Genomic DNA, 16,615 nt, shown 5'->3' with positions numbered 1-16,615 from the left:
ACATGAAGGCGGTATCGAACGCGGTGGACAGCGAGCGGCTCTGGGACGACCTGATGGCGCTGGCGGGCTTTGGCGCGCGCGAAGATGGCGGGGTATGCCGCCACGCCTTGTCGTCAGAAGACATCGCGGCGCGAAGCTGGCTGATCGGCAAGGCGCGGGAACGCGATTACTCCATCGCGGCGGACGATGCGGCGAACCTCTTCATCACGCGGGCAGGGCGGGACAACGCGCTGCCGCCCGTTCTGGCCGGCAGCCACATGGACAGCCAGCCGGCGGGCGGCAAGTTCGACGGGGCTTACGGCGTGCTGGCGGCGTTCGAGGCGTTGCGGGCGCTGGATGACGCCGGGATCGAGACAGCGCGTCCGGTGACCTGCGTGGCATGGACCAACGAGGAGGGCGGGCGCTTCCATGTTCCCTGCACGGGGTCGCGTGCTTTTGTCAGCGGGGCCGTGTCCGACCCCGCCCAGACAGACGATGCCGGCATTTCGCTTGAGAGCGCTCTGCGATCCACCCTCGATGCCGCGCCGGATATCGAGCGGATCGCGCCGGGCTTTCCGGTTCATGCTTATGTGGAGCCTCATATCGAGCAGGGACCGGTGCTGGAACGCGAGGAACTGCCCATCGGTGTCGTCACCGGCATACAGGGCGTGCGCTGGTTCACCGTTCGCGTCGAGGGCGAGCCCGGCCACGCGGGAACCGTTCCGCAGGCAAGCAGGAAGGATGCGTTTCAGGCGGCGATGCGCGCGATTGCCGCGCTGAACACGCTCATGGCGGACACGGATGATATCGTCCGCTTCACCGTCGGGCACCTTTCCATCGAGCCGAATTCGCCCAACACCATTCCCGCTGCGGTGCGGTTTTCCATCGACTTCCGGCACCCGGATGCGGCGGTGCTCGACGAGCGGGGAGGCAAGGTCGCTGACATCATCGCCGAGGCCGTGCAGCCATGCACAGCCGACACGCAGCTGACGACGTCGCTTGAACCGGTCGCATTTCCCGATCCGGTCACGTCCGCGATTTCACAGGCAGCCGATGGGGCCGGGCTTGCCCACAAGCCACTGGCTTCGGGGGCGTTCCACGATGCGGCACACATCGCGTCGGCCTGTCCGTCGGGGATGATCTTCATTCCCTGCCGGGGCGGGCTGTCCCACCATCCCGACGAGTGGGCCGAGCCGGAGGCCTGCACGGCAGGTGCGAGGGTTCTGGCAGGTGCGCTGGCGCAGCTTGCGGAAACGAACTGAAATGCACAGGATTTAAATGCAATATTCCGGGATCTACCCGGATGATATGGTGATTATATCGCAGCCCAGTACAACCACGGGGAGGGACCCGCCATGAGACTGATTTTTGCAATCGCCGCATTCGCCGTCACCCTGATCTCGCTCAACACCGCGCAGGCGGTTGCCGATGACCGGTATGGCAAGCAGAAGGTCGTCTATCACATCAATTACGAGGGCGGCGAAGACGCGAAGGCCTATCGCGGCGCACTGCGTAACATCCAGAACCACATCAACGCGGTCGGTCGCGACAATATCGAGGTGAAGGTCGTCCTGCACGGCAACGGCGTGTCGCTGCTCCAGGATGCCAAGACCAACGAAAAGCTGCAGTCCGACGTCACCAGCCTGAAGTCCCAGCAGGTTGCGTTCAGCGTCTGCAAGAACACGCTGGTCGGCCGGAACATCTCCTACGAAAACGACCTGTTCGAGGTCTTCGAGGAAGACATCGTGCCGTCCGGCGTCGCGGAGCTCTCCTACCTGCAGCAGCAGGGCTACACCTACATCAAGCCCTGATTGTCACCCTAACCTGTTTGAAGGGCCGGCCATCGCGCCGGCCCTTTTTCGTTCGGGGCTCTCAGGCGGGCAAGATCTCGTAGTGCGCCTCGACAGGCTTCTGGCTGTTGATCTTCAGGATGTCCTGCGGGCACGCGGACATCACCGCGATGCAGTCGACCTCGGCGCGGATGGTGACGTAGTCGCCGGGATTGCTGAGCGCCGGGGCGAATTCCAGGTTGCCCTCGTCATCCCACGGGATGTTCATGAACAGGTTGATCGACCCCGGCGTGAAGGGGACGGTGAGGCCCAGCCCCAGCAGGCCTGCGTGGTGATTGTCCTTGCAGTTGTCGTGGTACTCGTTGCAGCCGAGCAAGCCGTAGCGCTCGTTGTCGCAAGGCGCCATCACGGTGTCGTGGCGGCCCGGCGAGGTATCCTCCGTCAGGGTCATGATCGCGCGGCGGCGGTTCGAATACAGGCCGTCGCCGGTTTTGGGGTAGAGCCGCGTCCAGGTGGCGCGCGACTGCTCGACGCCGATGAACTCGCTCATGTGGCCGGCGACATAGGCCCAGAAGTCGACGACCTGCGTGCCGTGGGTGTTGATGATGCGGATGGACTGGCCTGCATTGACCGCAATGGCCTTGCCCCGGCGGGCAGGCAGGGTGTGACGCGTGATTTCCGGCATGATGGCTCACATTTGGCTGTTTTCAGGTCGATGCTGACAGATTGTTCCAGCAAATCCCTCTCGTCCAGCGCCAAGCGGCGGATTCACATTCCCGTCAATGTTGCTGGCTTGCAATATCGCTCCGGCGGCCATGCTGGTAGTGAGGGGGCATGCTTGCAATCGCACGACTCATGCACGGGTTTGCAAAGAGGGGGCTGGCGGCCTTGATGGTCGTCGCCGTTCTCGGCCTCGGCATGCCCGGCGTTGCAGGCAATGCAGCGGCATCGGCGGCCGAGAGCGCCAAGGATGGCAAGCCCTGCGACGTGGAGCGCGCGCTGATCGCCGCCCACGGCAACGAGTTCTCCCTTGCGCTCGAAAGCGTGCCGCTCGCGCCCGTCGAGGATGACAGCAAGCACCAGTTGCGCTCCGGCAAGGCGCATTGTTCCAGCCATTGCACCGTGGATGCACCGGCCATCGTGGCGTTCGTCTCCAGCATCATGTTTGGCGGCTGGGACTTCGTGTCTCACGAGGTACGCCTGCCGGACGGCATCTCTCACGCCCAGCAACCGAAACCGCCACGGGTCGCGGCCTGACGGTCCGCGCCGCGCGTCTTTATGAGACGCGCAAACAAGATTTCCCCCCGGTTTTGGAGCCTGAAAATGAAACGTCGTGAATTCCTCCTCGGCCTCGGTGCCAGCGCTGCGGCGCTGTCGGCATCGTCGGCCATCGCCTCGCCGTTCGGCGAACACGGTGGCATGAGCGTGTATGTCGACCCGCCGAGCTACCGCGGCAGCCCCAACTACAAGCTGCCCAAGCAGTATCGCCGCCAACTGGTGAAATACGAGACCAAGGAGCGGCCGGGCACGATCGTCATCGATCCGTCCAGCAAATATCTCTACCTGGTGATGAAGGATGGCGAAGCCATGCGCTACGGCGTCGGCGTCGGCCGCGAAGGCTTCGCATGGTCGGGCCGCGCGAACATCCGCCGCAAGGCGGAGTGGCCGGACTGGACGCCGCCTGCGGAAATGATCAAGCGCCGCCCGGACCTTGCCAAGTATCGCAACGGCATGCCTGGCGGCCCGGAGAACCCCTTGGGTGCGCGCGCCATGTATCTCTACAAGGGCGGGCGGGACACGCTGTATCGCATCCACGGCACCAACGAGCCGTGGACCATCGGCCAGGCCATGTCGTCTGGCTGCATTCGTCTCGTCAACGACGACATCGAGGATCTCTACGAACGCGTGCCGATGGGCACCCGCGTGGTGGTTCTGGGCACGCCCGTCTGAGAAAATTAACGACCTGTTAAGACAGCAAACCCGCGGGGGCCTCCTCCGCGGGTTTTTCTTTGTGTTTCAGCCATTTGGTCAATTGTCGTCGATTTGCGCCGAACGCGGTCACGCCGCGTTCGCACTACCGCTTCGTGGATGCTTGTGAGCAGCAATGTGGGAACCCAACTCGAGGGTACGGCATTGAGTAGGCAAGCCGGACGGGTCCGGCAACGAGGAGATTACCGAAAATGCACAGGCGTCAATTGCTCACAGGTTTGGCCGCAACGGCAGCTGTCTTTGCCGCAGATGCGGTCTCGGCTTCCCCCTACAAGAAACACGGCGGTGTCCGCGTTCTCGTCGAACCGCCGGTCTACGGTGGACGCTCGGACTACACCGTTCCGGAACGCTTCAAGCGTCAGCTTGTCCCGTACTACACGAACGAGCGTCCCGGCACGATCGTCATCGATCCCTCGCAGCGCTTTCTCTACCTGACGCTCGAGAACAATTCCGCGATCCGCTACGGCGTCGGCGTTGGCCGCGAAGGCTTTGGCTGGGCCGGCAATGCGCAGGTCAAGCGCAAGCAGGAATGGCCCACCTGGACGCCGCCTGCCGAGATGATCGCCCGCCAGCCGGAACTGGCCAAGTACGCCAGCGGCATGCCGGGTGGACGCGACAACCCGCTGGGTGCACGTGCGCTGTACCTCTACCAGGGCAACCGCGACACCATGTACCGCATCCACGGCACCAACGAGCCGTGGACCATCGGCCAAGCCATGTCTTCGGGCTGCATCCGGATGACCAACGAGAACATCGAGGACCTCTACCTTCGTGTTCCGCTCAACACCAATGTCGTCGTTCTCGGCCAGGCGGTCTAAGAGAACGAACCGATTTCGAGAGAAGACCTGTTCGACCCGCGAAGCGTTCGTGCTTCGCGGGTTCTTTTTTGCGTGTTCGCGGTGTCAGACAGCGATGCGGGAGCGCCGGTCGGTGCGGATGCTCCAGAACAGTATCCCCAGCACAACGATGCCGCCGGCGATTTCCAGCAGTGGCGTGTTGGGCCAGATCAGCGCCACGCCTGCCGCCGCGGTCAATATTCGCAGCGGCCAGTTGAGCGGAGCTTCCATGTGCCCCTCGATCGCCGCGCCGAGCGCGTAGACGCCGAGGGTTGCCGCGACAAAGATCGCCAGCACTTCCGGCAGCGTTCCCCCAACGAAGTTGGTGTAGGCGAAGAGCACGGGCACCAGGTACATGCCCTTGGCGAGCTTCCACGACATGAGCCCTGTTGCCATCGGCGGTGTCTTGGCGATGGCTGCCGCGGCAAAGGCCGTCAGGCAGACCGGTGGGGTAACGTTTGAATCCTGGCTCAGCCAGAAGATGATGAGATGCGCCGAGAGCAGGGCTGCCGTGACGACAGCCGGATCCAGCACTTGGTCATAGGTGATGGAGAGGATCTCGGGCGGGGTTTCCGCAACCAACGCCCGGGCGGCTTCGAGCGACATCGGCTCGGCCAACTGGGCCACCGCGTCCGGGTTGACCAGCATGAAGGCCATGCGGGCCGCTTCCGGCACCGAGCCCGCGACCATGGCATCCACCAGCGCATTGTTCTGGATGAGTGCGTGAAGGGCCGGAGCCGAAAGCGTCGCCAGCACTATATAGGCGGCCGTCACCGGCAGGCCCATGCCGAGCACCAGCGAGGCCAGCGCGATCAGCACGATGGCGACGAGCAGGTTGCCGCCCGCCCATTCAGCCACCATGAGCGAGAACGTGTTGCCGATGCCGGTCATGGCGATGACGTTGACGATCAGCCCAACCGTAATGAGCAGCACGCCGGTCATGATCATGTTGCGTGCACCCAGTGCCAGAGCCTCCAGAACCGCACGCGGTCCCATCCGGTTCGGCGTCAGCCAGCTTGCGGCGATCACCGCCAAGATCGCCCAGCAGGCGGCGTAGGTCGGTGTAAAGCCGTAGATCAGCAACCCGATCAGAAGGCCGATGGGAAACAGGAAGGCCGGCCCGCCGCGCTTCAGCACGTCGAGCGCCTTGGGTGTGTCGTGATCGAGGACGCTCAGGTTCTGGCGCTTGGCCTCGATGCGCACGAAGAAGCCGACTGACAGAAAGTAGACGACGGCCGGCAGAAAGCTGACGGCGACAATGTCGAGATAGGGGATCTGGGTGTAGCTCGACATGACGAAGGCGCCGGCGCCCATGATCGGCGGCATCAACTGGCCACCGGTGGAGGAGGCTGCCTCGACGCCGGCTGCAAAACGTGGCGGAAAGCCGGAGCGCTTCATCAATGGAATGGTGATGACGCCGGTGGACACGGTGTTGGCGACCGCAGAGCCGGAGATCGTGCCGGTCAGCCCGGATGACATGACCGCGACGAAGCCCGGCCCGCCGACGAAGCGGCCGGCCAGCGCGCGGGCAAGGTCGATGATGAATTCGCCCGCCCCGGAGCGCACCAGAAACGCGCCGAACAGGATGAACAGGAACACGAAGCTCGCCGAGATGTTGCCGATGATCCCGAACATGCCCTCGTCGGAGAAGATCGAGCGAAATATGACCGTTTCGAACGACAGACCCGCAAAGCGGAAGACGCCGGAGATCATGCCGCCCCACCAGCTCACATAGGTGAGGGCGATGAGCGCGATGGCCGGGATGATCCAGCCCGTCGCACGGCGGGTGAGTTCCAGTGCGGAGAAGATCACGAACAGCGCCATCGCCCATTCGTGTGGGGCGAGATGGACGCCGCGCGCGTAGATCGCGTTTTCGGACGCCAGTATGCCGATCGTTGCCAGCGCTGCGGCGGTGCCGAAGGCGAGGTCGAACCACAGGACCATGCGCGCCACGCCCGGCGAACGGGCCGCAAAGAGCGGGTAGCGAAGCGCGCAGAGAAAGGCGAAGCCCGCGAAGTGCACGGCGATGAACTTCATGCCCGTCAGCCACTGGGACAGGGCCGGGCCGAAGAGGTTCGCTGTGACGTGAAGCAGGGAGATGCCGATGCACACTGCAAAGAACAGTGTGCCCAGTGCGCCGCTGAATTCGCGCACTTCACCGCCGGTATAGGCGCCGGCTTCCTCGTCCGCGTCATGGGTTGAGGGTGCGCTCATGCTGCCTCGCACGGATGCAATGGTGGCGATGGCGGACCGGCGCCCAGGCCGGTCCGCGTTGCGTGCGTTTCCGTCCGCTTACTTCAGGCGGTCGGGGATCGTGACGCCGGCTTCCTCGTAATAGCGGATCGCGCCGGGGTGAAGCTTCACCGGCAGGCCGGCAATTGCGGCTTCAAGGCTCATGTTGGCGGTTGCCTTGTGGATGCCCTGAAGGAAGGTGAGGTTCTCGTAGATCGTCTTGGTGATCTGGTAGACCGTCTCTTCCGGAACGCTGTCGCGCACGCCAAGGAAGTTCGGCTGGGCGATCGTCTTGATGTCCTTGTCGATGCCCGGATAGGTGCCGGCCTTGATGGTGAACGGGGTCCACAGTTCTTCGAACTCGCCGTTGGCCTTCTTCACCTGCTCATCGTTGAATTCCAGAATGGCGAGGTCATCGGCCATGGTGGCGAAGAGCTTGGAGACCGCGCCGACCGGCGGGCCTGCGGGCGTGGAGACGAGATCGACCTGGCCGTTCTGCATGGCGTCCGCCGAAGGGCCGTAGCCGGCATAGACCAGGTTCAGGTCTTCCTCGATGTTGAGGCCGAGATTGCCGAGGATCGTGCGATTGGAGCCGAGCGTGCCGGAATTCTGGCTGCCGAGGGCTGCCGACTTGCCCTTGAGCGCCATGACATCGTCGATGGTGCCAGTGGTGGCGGCGCTCTTCTTCACGATGAAGTGCTCGACGTTGGGCCACAGCATGGTGATGGAGCGCAGGTGCTCCTGCGGGCCATCGGCTTCCAGCGGGCCGGTGCCTTTAGCGGCATAGGCGCCGTAAAGGCCCTGCAGGATGGCGAACTGAACCTCGTCCTCGCGGATCAGCTTCACGTTCTCGCCGGACCCGGCGGAGTTGATCGCCGACATGTTGATCTTCTGCGAGGGCTGCAGCTTGACCTTGACCAGCGTGGCGAGCGCCACGCCGACCGGATAGTAGGTGCCGCCGGTGGATGCGGTGGCCAGCAGGTAGTCCTGCGCTTCCTGGGCGCGTACAGGCGCCGACATGGTGCCGGCAGCCATCGCCACGCCGACAATCGCGGCAGCAGCGCGCGTCACAAATCGATTTGCAGTCATGAAAGAGGTCTCCCCTTGGCTTGCGGTTGGCTCTCGTAACGGAGCCTTGGTTCCGTGGCCCGTGCGGGCGCGCGCTTAAGTTCGCACAGTTCCCGACCAATGCAACCCGACAATGGATTCAACGCCGGATTCAATCGGGAACCCCATCCCTCTTCAGCCGTTGTTGTACCCGAGCAGGGAACTGGAATTGACCCTGCGGTTGTAACAGCCCGGCCGGGAGTGTTCCCGCCGACAATTGAACGGACGGGCAAGTCGAAGACAGCCGCACGAGTGAACGCCTGCCGAAAAGGCAAATGCCGGCGTTCGAGAGGAGTATGTGATGAATAAGTACATGAAAGCACTTGGTGTCTTCGGTCTTGCCGCAGCACTTTCCGCCGGCTCGATCGCAGTTGCCCCGACCGAGGCGAAGGCCGACAGCGGCAAGTTCGTGACCGGTCTCATCATTGGTGGTGCCGCTGGTGCCATCCTGAACGAGCACCACCGCGACTACCGTCAGCGTCGCCACTACCGTGCCCGCGCGCACCGTGGCCATGGCAGCCGTCACGTGAACTGGTGCCACAGCCGCTACCGTTCGTATGACGCGCGTTCCAACACGTGGGTCAGCTATTCTGGCGACGTTCGCCAGTGCCGTTCGCCCTACTGGGGCTAACACCGGCGGCGAAACCGCCAAACATTGACACGCAAAGCCGGGTGGTTCCGCCATCCGGCTTTCGTGCGTCTGGAGGGCGCGAGGCGTTAAGGCGGCGTTAACCGGACCGGCGACGATGGCAGAGGCGCGCATTGTGGAATGTGGCTGCCGCCACGATATCGTCACTGCACCGCCGCATTTCGGTGGACAAACTTGAACCGCTGGGGGCGGGAACGCTCCCCCTGTCGTACTGCCGCACATCCCCCTCAACGCGGCAGAAAACCAAGGGAGACAGACATGAAAACCTTGACCGCCCTCGCCATGGCCGGTGCGCTCGTCGCAGGCCTTGCCGTCACCAATCCCGCGCCGGCGAAAGCCGATGGCGGCCTCGTGACCGGCCTCATCATCGGCGGCATCGCCGGGCACGTGATCACGCGCCATCACGATGGCTACTACGACCGTCGCTACTATGCCCGCCGCCACCACCACCGGTCCGGCAGCTGGCGCACCCGTCGTCACGTGAACTGGTGCCACAGCCAGTACCGCTCGTACGACGCGTACGACAACACCTGGGTCAGCTATTCCGGCAACGTGCGCCAATGCCGTTCGCCCTACTGGCGCTAAGGGCACGGTCCGCATTGCGGGCAACATGAACTGAATTCGTCGGGCCGGTGGCGACAGCTTCCGGCCCGTCTTGCGTCAGGAGGGATCGTCGAGGATCTGCAGCGCGGTGGTGCGCGCAAGGCCGATGACGCCGGCGCACTCCACGATTGTGTCGCGCTCGGCCTCGTCCATCTTGCCATCGGCATTGGCGACGAGCGCCATGGAGCGGATCACCAATCGCTTGCCGTCATCATTCAGGACATCGGCGATAGACTGGAGATAGTCGCTGAGGTTGTGGCCGGCCTCGTGGGCATGTTCGGCGGCGGCCAGCAATTCGTCCTTGGTCAGCTGCTTGTCGGTCAGCTTGGCGTAGACCGCGATCACGGCCTCGACCTCCGCATCGTCGATGTGCCCATCCGACATCATCAGCAGCAGCATGGCGTGCAGGATCGCCTGCTCGAAGTTTTCGAGGAAGGCCTCCTCGTCGTCATTGAGGGTCGCGTCGAGGACGTTGAGTTCGTAGGTGCCGTTGCAGATCGTGCACTCGACCACGCCCTCGGGGTGGGCCATCGGCAGCAGCGGTACGTTGAGTAACGAAAACCACCGGCGCACTTCCTTGGCCTGATAGCTCGTCTGGTCATTGCACTTGGGGCAGAAGAAGTCGCCTTCATCCAGCGGCTTGATGCGGTTCATCGGTCCGAGGATGGCCATGGTGGTTTCGCCTGTTTCCAGTCAGTTTCCGCTACGCGAGGAAGATACTAGTCGCGGGTTGCGTGAATTCCCAACGGTTATCACTGGCTTGCGTTCCGAACCGGCAGCCTGGCGAGTTCCGCGCGCACGATTTCTGCCCATTGCTCGCCCGCACCCGCCAATGGCCCGTCGCCGGCCCAGTCCGCCGCGATTGCTCGCGCTTCTTCCAGCGCGGACAGCCGCATGTCCGCATTCTCTGCGTAGCGGCCAACCCGGACGAGGGCTTCCAGCAGATCGATGCGCGCCTGCGTGTTCTGCGGTTCGGCCTCTGCAAGCTTGCGCTGCAGTTCAAGCGCGCGGGTGACGCTTTTTGAAGCCGCTTCCGTGTCTGCAAGGCCGTGCTGCACCTCGCCAAGCGCCGCGAGGCTCGCCGCCAGATCGCCCTGCCATTTCTCGTTGCCAGGATTGTGCGCGACCAGCGCTTCCTCGATTGCGACGGCCTCGGACAGCGCTGCGCGCGCAGGCTCCGGCTCGTTGTCTAGACGGTGCAGGTTGGCCGCTTCCGTCAGGCTCACGGCGAGGTCGCGTTGCCAGCGGTAATTTCCGCGGTCCCGCTCGGCCAGCGCGCGGCGAATTTTCAGGCTCTCGGCATATGCGATCAGTGCCGCCTTCGGGCTGCCGCCATCGCGTCGGACTTCGCCGATGGCCTCCAGAACCCACGCCACGTCGCGCCGCCACTGGGTGTTCTCGCTGTCGCGGTTGGAGAGCAGGCGGGCGATTCGCAAGCTTGCCTCGAAGGAGGCCAGCGCGCTCGCATTGTCGCCGGAGGCGAGCATCAGGGTACCGATCTTGTTGTGGCTGTAGGATACGTCGCGCTGGAAGCGGGTGTTGTCCGGGTTGGCCTCTGCCAGCGCGCCGGCAATGCCGAGACTGCGGTCGTAGGAGGCGAGCGCCGCCTTCGCGTCCCCGGTCCGGCGCAGGACGTCGCCCATCTTGTTGAGGCTGACGGCGACATCGCGCTGCCAGCCTTCGTTTTCCGGTTCGATGTCGACGAGCGTCCGGCGAATGTCGAGGGACTCCGTCAGCGTTGCCAGCGCGGCCTGCGTGTCCGCGGCGTAGAGATGCAAATCACCGAGGGCTTCAAGCAATTCGGCGACGTCCTGCTGCCACTGGGTCTTGCCGGGGTCCTTCGCCGCAATCGCGCGGGCGATGGTGAGGCTCTCCTCGTAGGCGGCCAGCGCATCGCGCGCGTTGCCCGCGTAGAGCCGCACATCGCCGATCTTGCTCAGGCTGTAAGAAACATCGCGCTGCCATTGCAGGTTGGCGGCATCGCGCGCTGCCAGAACGCGGGCGAGCTTCAGGCTCTCCTCGTAGGCCGCCGATGCCTCACCGAGATTGCCGATGCGCGTGTAGATGTCGCCAAGTTCGACAAGTGCGGCAGCCTCGCTCTGCTGCAGGCGCGGATCATCGGGGAAATTCTCCGAAAGCGCTTCCTGCAGCCCGTGGGCCTCTTCCAGGATCGACTTGATGATCTGGCCGGGCACCGGCGCGTTCTTGAATTTCTGCGCCAGACCGAAGACCAGCCTGTTGGCACCGTCCGTCGCGGTGCGCAGGGCCGCCTCGGCGCGGTCGCGCTCGGCTGTTGCCAGTTGTTCGCTGCGCAATGCCGCCTGCTGCTGCACGAACGCAAATCCCGCGAGAACCACGGCAACCACCGCTGCGGCGACCGAGCTTCCCAGCACGATGCGCTGGCGCTTGGTGTGGGCGCGGCGGCTCGCCTGGATAAACGCGTGGTGCAGTTCGGTCGGGTCCGGGGCGTTTCGCGGATGGGAGGCGAGCCAGTCTTCGGCCGCCGTCAGGTCGTTGCCGCGCATGAGGTTCAGAACCGGGCGCGAGCGCATGTCCCACCGGCGCGCCTGCGTGCCGAGCCGCGTGTGTTCGCGGATCCAGCCGATATCGGTATTCAACGCCGCGACGAGGTTGCCAATGGATCGGTCGAACTCGCGGTCGTTGGTGAAGAAGATGTAGTTGAGCTTCGACAGGGACGGGGGAATATCCGTGCCCTCGACATCGCGGATCACGATGGGCGCGATGCGCTTGTTCAGGGTTTCGGCCAGTTCCACTTCCCACGCGCAGACGCTGGAGGTTGCTGAATCCGGGCTGAGCGCAAAGACGATGGTGTCGCAAGTGCGGATGAGGTGTTCCAGCCGCCCGCGCCATTCCTCGGTGGGGAGGATGTCGTCGGTGTCGCGGAATACCTCGATGTCCTCGACCTCCTTCAGCGCATCGATCAGGCGGGAGACAAATTCCCGGTCACGGCGCGAATAGGAAATGAAGACCTTGGTCTTTGCGGCACTGCTACTCATGCGGTCGGGAACGTCTCTCGGATTGGCGTTGCGTGTGGGCAGGGAAGACTAATGTTGAACCTGTCGCTGCGGCAACATTCGGGCCGGGCGATCAATCAGCCGGTTCGCTCGACGTCGGGGTCGCTGCTGTCACCGGCAGAGCCTGCAATTCACCGCGCGCAAGGTCGGGCCAATTGGCGAAATCGGGCGGGATCATACCCGCCGTTTCCAGCGGTTCCAGAACGGCCAGCATGTCTTCCAGCAGCGCGCGCTTTTCTGCCGGTGCCTCGGTCGAAACGTAGATGGAAAACAGGTGATAGGCGATGGAAGTCTGCAGCGAGACGTCTTCGGGCTTTTGCGATACCAGTTCACGCAGGATGGCGAGGCTGTCGCGATAGGTCGCACGCGCGGTGGCGAAAGCCTCGCGCCGCATCTGCATGTCGGCGGCGCGGTTCAGCGCGTCCGACAGTTCCCGACGCAATACGGGGTCACCGGCGCTTTCCGCCACCAGGCGGCGGCGCAACGCTGCGCTTTCGGTGAATGAGCGTTCAGCGCCTGCAAGATCGTTCTGCAGTTCGCGCGCGTTGCCGAGCTTGTCGAGGACGTAGGACAACTGGCGCGACAGGAGCGGGTTTTCAGGGTCGCGCTCCAGAAGCTGGCGCCGAGCGCTTTCCGCCTTGCGGAACGAGGCGGCTGCCTCGCCGGGGCTTTCCGTCTTGAGGAAGGTGTCACCCAGCCTTTCGTGGCCGATGGCAATGTCGTCGAGCCAAAGCGCATTGGATGGATCGCGGGATGCGAGGTCCAGCGATGTGCGCAGGCTCCGGGTGTAGGCATCACGGGCAGCCGCCACGTCGCCGCGTTCCATGTGCACGTCGCCGAGGCGATGAAGGCCCATCGAGATATCGCGCTGCCACTCGGTGTTGTCCGGGTCGGTCGCCGCGACGGTGCGCATCAGTTCCAGGCTCTCGGTGTGCGCGTCGCGCGATGCTGCAAGGTCGCCGGAAAGCTGGCTGGCGCGTCCCAGATTGTTGAGCGCGATGACGAGCGCGCGCCGGTACGTGGTATTGTCCGGGTCGCTTGCGGACAGTTCGCGCGCAAGCGCTTCTTCCTCGGTGAAGCTTGCCAGCGCGCCTTGCCGGTCGCCGGTCTCCAGCTTCATCCGGCCAACCTTGTCGAGCGTCACGGTCAGGTCATAGCGGAAGTCCGCGGTGTCGGCATTCGCCTGCGCCAGCGCGCGGCCCAGCGCGATGCTTTCCTCGTAGCGTTTCAGCGCGCCGGAATAATCGCCAGCCTCGCGCCGCAGGTTACCCAGCTTTTCCAGCCCGATGGACACGTCGCGCTGATAAAGGCCGCTATCGGGGTTCGCCTGCGAAACGTTGCGGGCAATCTCCAGCGCCTCGGCGAAAAAGACTTCGGCGGCGACCGTATCGCCTTCGCGGAGGCGCACGTCGCCGAGCCGGTTGAGACCAAGCAGCACGTCGCGCTTCCAGATGGTCTTGGCGTCATCAAGGCGTGCCACGTTGCGCGACGTGTCCAGCGCCTCGCCATAGGCTGCTTCCGCCTTCGCGAGATCATCGAGGTTGCGGTAGACGTCGCCAAGCTGGATCAGCGCGAAGGCACGGCTGCGCTGAAGCTCCGGGTCATCGGGGAAGTTCGCGGAGAGTTCGTCCTGCAGCGTGCGGGCCTCGTCGAGAATCTGCTGGATCACCCGCCCGGGCACGGAGGAATCGCGGAAGCGCTCGGCAAGCTTGAACACCATGCGGTTGGCGCTGTCGGTCGCGGTGCGCAGGGCGGTTTCCGCCTCGTCGCGCGCCTTGCGCTCGGCAACGGCCCGGGTCTCCGCCAGTCCTTCCGCGATCACGGCGCGGTCGCGTTCTGCGGTTGCCACCCGCTGCTGCACGAGCGCGTAGCCCGCCAGCGCGATGGCGATGACTGCTGCGGCCAGCGACCCGCCAACGGTCATGCGCTGGCGTTTGGTGGCGGCTGCGCGGCTCGCCTGGATGAAGGCGTGGTGCAGGTCGGTCGGCTGCGGCGCGTTGCCGGGGTGGGTCGCGATCCATTCTTCCGCGGACTTCAGGTCGCTGCCGCGCAAGGTGTTGATCGCAGGTCGGCCGCGCAGGTCCCAGCGGCGCGCCACGTTGGCGAGGCGGGTGTGTTCGCGGATCCAGTCGATATCGGTGTTCAGCGCCGCGACGAGATTGCCGATGGACCGGTCGAACTCGGCATCTGTCGTGAAGAAGATGTAGTTGAGCTTGGCCAGCGCGGGCGGGATCGCTTCGCCTTCCACATCGCGGATGACGATGGGCGCGAAGCGCTTGTTCAGGCTTTCAGCGAGGTCCACCTCCCAGCGGCAGACTTCGGATTTTGCCGAGTGCGGGCTGAGCGCGAAGACGATGGTATCGGCCTCGCGCACGAGTTGTTCGAGCCGGTCCTGCCATTCCTCGGTGGGGAGAATGTCGTCGGTGTCGCGGAAGACCTCGATGCCGTCCTCGGCCTCCAGCGCATCGACCACGCGTGCGACGAATTCGCGATCCTTGCGCGAATAGGAGATGAAGACCTTCATTGCCGCTGCGTCAGCCATGCGCCCTTCATATCACGGTGATTGTGGCGGCGGGATGGGGGTCATGCGCCGCGCAGAAGGTCATTTCGGGGACAAGTTCGGCGGGGGCTGATTGTTTTCGCCGCCGCGAAACGCTACATCGCGTGCAACGCATTGAAAGGCGGCGCGCAGGCCGCCGCACCCCCAATCAAAGCTCAAGAGGCACGCGCGGCATGGCACGCCAGTTCATCTATCACATGTCCGGCCTGACCAAGGCCTACGGCAACAAGAAGATCCTCGAGAACGTCCACCTGTCCTTCTACCCCGACGCCAAGATCGGCGTGCTGGGGCCGAACGGCGCGGGCAAGTCGACGCTGCTGAAGATCATGGCCGGCCTCGACAAGGAATATAACGGCGAGGCGTGGGTCGCGGATGGTGCCAAGGTCGGCTATCTGCCGCAGGAGCCGCAGCTCGACGAAACCAAGGACGTGCGCGGCAACGTCATGGAAGGCGTCGCCGAGCAACAGGCGATCCTCGACCAGTACAACGAGCTGATGATGGACTACTCCGACGAGAACGCGGAGAAGGCCGCCAAGCTGCAGGACGTGATCGACGCGCAGAACCTGTGGGACCTCGACAGCAAGGTGGAGCAGGCAATGGACGCGCTGCGCTGCCCGCCGGCGGATTCGCCCGTCGACAACCTGTCGGGCGGTGAGCGCCGCCGCGTCGCGCTGTGCAAGCTGCTGCTGTCGCAGCCCGACCTGCTGCTGCTCGACGAACCGACCAACCATCTCGATGCCGAAACCGTCGCGTGGCTTGAAAACCACCTGCGCGAGTTCCCCGGCGCCGTGCTCATCATCACCCACGATCGCTACTTCCTCGATAACGTGACGGGCTGGATTCTCGAACTCGACCGTGGCCGCGGCATCCCCTACGAGGGCAATTACTCGGCCTATCTCGAGCAGAAGGCCAAGCGCATGCAGCAGGAAGGCCGCGAGGAAGCCTCGCGCCAGCGCGCCATCGAGCGCGAACGCGAGTGGATTTCCCAGAGCCCGCGCGCCCGGCAGGCCAAGTCCAAGGCGCGCCTCAACGCCTATGACGAACTGCTGAAGCGCAACCAGGAGCGCGCACCGGGCACCGCCCAGATCATCATCCCGCCGGGCGAGCGCCTCGGTGATGTCGTGATCGAGGTGAAGGACCTGAAGAAGAGCTACGGCGACAAGCTGCTGATCGACGACCTTGAGTTCAAGCTGCCGCCCGGCGGCATCGTCGGCATCATCGGGCCGAACGGCGCGGGCAAGACGACGCTGTTCCGCATGCTGACGGGCCAGGAAGAGCCGGACGAGGGGTCGGTTCGCCTCGGCGACACGGTGCAGCTTGGATATGTCGACCAGTCACGCGACACGCTGGAAGCCGGCAAGACCGTCTGGGAGGAAATCTCCGGCGGTGACGAAGTCATCTGGCTTGGCAAGAAGGACGTGAACAGCCGCGCCTATACCAGCGCCTTCAACTTCAAGGGCGGCGACCAGCAGAAGAAGGTCGGCGGGCTTTCGGGGGGTGAGCGCAACCGCGTCCACCTCGCCAAGATGCTGAAGTCCGGCGCCAACGTCCTGCTGCTCGATGAGCCGACCAACGACCTCGACACCGAGACGCTGGCAGCCTTGGAAGACGCGCTGGAGGATTTCGCCGGCTGCGTGCTGGTCATCAGCCACGACCGGATGTTCCTCGACCGCCTCGCCACGCATATCCTTGCTTTCGAAGGCGACAGCCACGTGGAGTGGTTCGAGGGCAACTTCGAGGCCTACGAGGAAGACAAGAAGCGCCGTCTGGGCGCGGATTCGCTGATCCCCAAGCGCATCAAGTACAAGCGGCTGACAAGGTAGCGAAGAAACAAG

14 protein-coding genes are annotated in these 16,615 nt (G+C 64.3%); 8 read left to right on the top strand and 6 right to left on the bottom strand.

Going from position 1 to position 16,615, the window contains the following annotated elements; translation table 11 throughout:
• Positions 1–2 precede the first annotated feature (2 nt).
• Positions 3–1,241 carry a hydantoinase/carbamoylase family amidase gene (locus ACKTEK_RS10735; protein WP_409165287.1) on the top strand — a complete coding sequence of 413 codons (1,239 nt, stop codon included), beginning with the start codon at positions 3–5 and terminating at the stop codon, positions 1,239–1,241.
• A 93-nt stretch (positions 1,242–1,334) separates the two neighbouring features.
• Entirely contained in the window at positions 1,335–1,790 is a 456-nt protein-coding gene (locus ACKTEK_RS10730) for a DsrE family protein (protein ID WP_409165286.1), read from the top strand.
• 61 nt (positions 1,791–1,851) lie between these two features.
• Here the strand turns inward: ACKTEK_RS10730 and ACKTEK_RS10725 are convergent, their stop codons facing one another.
• Positions 1,852–2,454, bottom strand: coding sequence for a DUF1989 domain-containing protein (locus ACKTEK_RS10725; protein ID WP_409165285.1), 603 nt, complete (start codon positions 2,452–2,454; stop codon positions 1,852–1,854).
• 149 nt (positions 2,455–2,603) lie between these two features.
• On the opposite strand from ACKTEK_RS10725, the gene ACKTEK_RS10720 reads away from it, so the two are divergent.
• The 3 genes from ACKTEK_RS10720 (at position 2,604) to ACKTEK_RS10710 (ending at position 4,576) form a co-directional block, all read left to right on the top strand.
• The gene (locus ACKTEK_RS10720; RefSeq protein ID WP_409165284.1) at positions 2,604–3,026 is read left to right on the top strand and encodes a hypothetical protein; all 423 of its coding nucleotides are present in this window, start codon (positions 2,604–2,606) and stop codon (positions 3,024–3,026) included.
• A gap of 66 nt (positions 3,027–3,092) precedes the next feature.
• A complete protein-coding gene (locus tag ACKTEK_RS10715) occupies positions 3,093–3,719 on the top strand; it encodes a L,D-transpeptidase (RefSeq protein ID WP_409165283.1) in 627 nt (208 codons plus the stop codon).
• A gap of 230 nt (positions 3,720–3,949) precedes the next feature.
• Positions 3,950–4,576: a L,D-transpeptidase gene (locus tag ACKTEK_RS10710; RefSeq protein WP_409165282.1), complete on the top strand. Its 627-nt coding sequence runs from the start codon at positions 3,950–3,952 to the stop codon at positions 4,574–4,576.
• Between the two features lie 84 nt (positions 4,577–4,660).
• On the opposite strand, the gene ACKTEK_RS10705 is transcribed toward ACKTEK_RS10710, so the two are convergent.
• Both ACKTEK_RS10705 and ACKTEK_RS10700 read right to left on the bottom strand, forming a co-directional pair.
• Positions 4,661–6,808 carry a TRAP transporter permease gene (locus tag ACKTEK_RS10705; protein ID WP_409165281.1) on the bottom strand — a complete coding sequence of 716 codons (2,148 nt, stop codon included), beginning with the start codon at positions 6,806–6,808 and terminating at the stop codon, positions 4,661–4,663.
• Between the two features lie 78 nt (positions 6,809–6,886).
• The gene (locus ACKTEK_RS10700; RefSeq protein ID WP_409165280.1) at positions 6,887–7,915 is read right to left on the bottom strand and encodes a TAXI family TRAP transporter solute-binding subunit; all 1,029 of its coding nucleotides are present in this window, start codon (positions 7,913–7,915) and stop codon (positions 6,887–6,889) included.
• Positions 7,916–8,234: 319 nt separating this feature from the next.
• On the opposite strand from ACKTEK_RS10700, the gene ACKTEK_RS10695 reads away from it, so the two are divergent.
• Together ACKTEK_RS10695 and ACKTEK_RS10690 are read left to right on the top strand one after the other, a co-directional pair.
• Positions 8,235–8,564 carry a BA14K family protein gene (locus tag ACKTEK_RS10695; protein WP_409165279.1) on the top strand — a complete coding sequence of 110 codons (330 nt, stop codon included), beginning with the start codon at positions 8,235–8,237 and terminating at the stop codon, positions 8,562–8,564.
• 276 nt (positions 8,565–8,840) lie between these two features.
• Entirely contained in the window at positions 8,841–9,167 is a 327-nt protein-coding gene (locus ACKTEK_RS10690; RefSeq protein WP_409165278.1) for a BA14K family protein, read from the top strand.
• Positions 9,168–9,242: 75 nt separating this feature from the next.
• Here ACKTEK_RS10690 and ACKTEK_RS10685 read toward each other — a convergent pair whose 3' ends face one another.
• The 3 genes from ACKTEK_RS10685 to ACKTEK_RS10675 all read right to left on the bottom strand — a co-directional run bounded on the left by ACKTEK_RS10685 (position 9,243) and on the right by ACKTEK_RS10675 (position 14,762).
• Positions 9,243–9,857, bottom strand: coding sequence for a TerB family tellurite resistance protein (locus ACKTEK_RS10685; RefSeq protein WP_409165277.1), 615 nt, complete (start codon positions 9,855–9,857; stop codon positions 9,243–9,245).
• Positions 9,858–9,937: 80 nt separating this feature from the next.
• Positions 9,938–12,202, bottom strand: coding sequence for a TIR domain-containing protein (locus ACKTEK_RS10680; protein ID WP_409165276.1), 2,265 nt, complete (start codon positions 12,200–12,202; stop codon positions 9,938–9,940).
• Between the two features lie 91 nt (positions 12,203–12,293).
• Positions 12,294–14,762 carry a TIR domain-containing protein gene (locus ACKTEK_RS10675; RefSeq protein WP_409165275.1) on the bottom strand — a complete coding sequence of 823 codons (2,469 nt, stop codon included), beginning with the start codon at positions 14,760–14,762 and terminating at the stop codon, positions 12,294–12,296.
• Positions 14,763–14,953: 191 nt separating this feature from the next.
• On the opposite strand from ACKTEK_RS10675, the gene ettA reads away from it, so the two are divergent.
• Positions 14,954–16,603, top strand: a complete 1,650-nt coding sequence (ettA, locus tag ACKTEK_RS10670; RefSeq protein WP_409165274.1) for an energy-dependent translational throttle protein EttA — start codon at positions 14,954–14,956, stop codon at positions 16,601–16,603.
• The last annotated feature ends 12 nt before the right edge of the window (positions 16,604–16,615 follow it).

Source organism: Tepidamorphus sp. 3E244 (genome assembly GCF_046159835.1).
Lineage (GTDB): Bacteria > Pseudomonadota > Alphaproteobacteria > Rhizobiales > Tepidamorphaceae > JACKJK01.
Note: the sequence above shows the minus strand (reverse complement) of the source record. Positions and strands in the feature narration are given on the sequence as shown.

Excerpts from the sequence above, each read along its gene's own strand:
- ACKTEK_RS10675 (WP_409165275.1), bottom strand. The coding sequence starts at position 14,762 with ATGGCTGACGCAGCGGCAATGAAGGTCTTCATCTCCTATTCGCGCAAG.
- ACKTEK_RS10730 (WP_409165286.1), top strand. The coding sequence starts at position 1,335 with ATGAGACTGATTTTTGCAATCGCCGCATTCGCCGTCACCCTGATCTCG.
- ACKTEK_RS10715 (WP_409165283.1), top strand. The coding sequence starts at position 3,093 with ATGAAACGTCGTGAATTCCTCCTCGGCCTCGGTGCCAGCGCTGCGGCG.
- ACKTEK_RS10680 (WP_409165276.1), bottom strand. The coding sequence starts at position 12,202 with ATGAGTAGCAGTGCCGCAAAGACCAAGGTCTTCATTTCCTATTCGCGC.
- ACKTEK_RS10700 (WP_409165280.1), bottom strand. The coding sequence starts at position 7,915 with ATGACTGCAAATCGATTTGTGACGCGCGCTGCTGCCGCGATTGTCGGC.
- ACKTEK_RS10705 (WP_409165281.1), bottom strand. The coding sequence starts at position 6,808 with ATGAGCGCACCCTCAACCCATGACGCGGACGAGGAAGCCGGCGCCTAT.
- ACKTEK_RS10685 (WP_409165277.1), bottom strand. The coding sequence starts at position 9,857 with ATGGCCATCCTCGGACCGATGAACCGCATCAAGCCGCTGGATGAAGGC.
- ACKTEK_RS10735 (WP_409165287.1), top strand. The coding sequence starts at position 3 with ATGAAGGCGGTATCGAACGCGGTGGACAGCGAGCGGCTCTGGGACGAC.
- ACKTEK_RS10725 (WP_409165285.1), bottom strand. The coding sequence starts at position 2,454 with ATGCCGGAAATCACGCGTCACACCCTGCCTGCCCGCCGGGGCAAGGCC.
- ACKTEK_RS10710 (WP_409165282.1), top strand. The coding sequence starts at position 3,950 with ATGCACAGGCGTCAATTGCTCACAGGTTTGGCCGCAACGGCAGCTGTC.
- ACKTEK_RS10720 (WP_409165284.1), top strand. The coding sequence starts at position 2,604 with ATGCTTGCAATCGCACGACTCATGCACGGGTTTGCAAAGAGGGGGCTG.
- ACKTEK_RS10695 (WP_409165279.1), top strand. The coding sequence starts at position 8,235 with ATGAATAAGTACATGAAAGCACTTGGTGTCTTCGGTCTTGCCGCAGCA.
- ACKTEK_RS10690 (WP_409165278.1), top strand. The coding sequence starts at position 8,841 with ATGAAAACCTTGACCGCCCTCGCCATGGCCGGTGCGCTCGTCGCAGGC.
- ettA (WP_409165274.1), top strand. The coding sequence starts at position 14,954 with ATGGCACGCCAGTTCATCTATCACATGTCCGGCCTGACCAAGGCCTAC.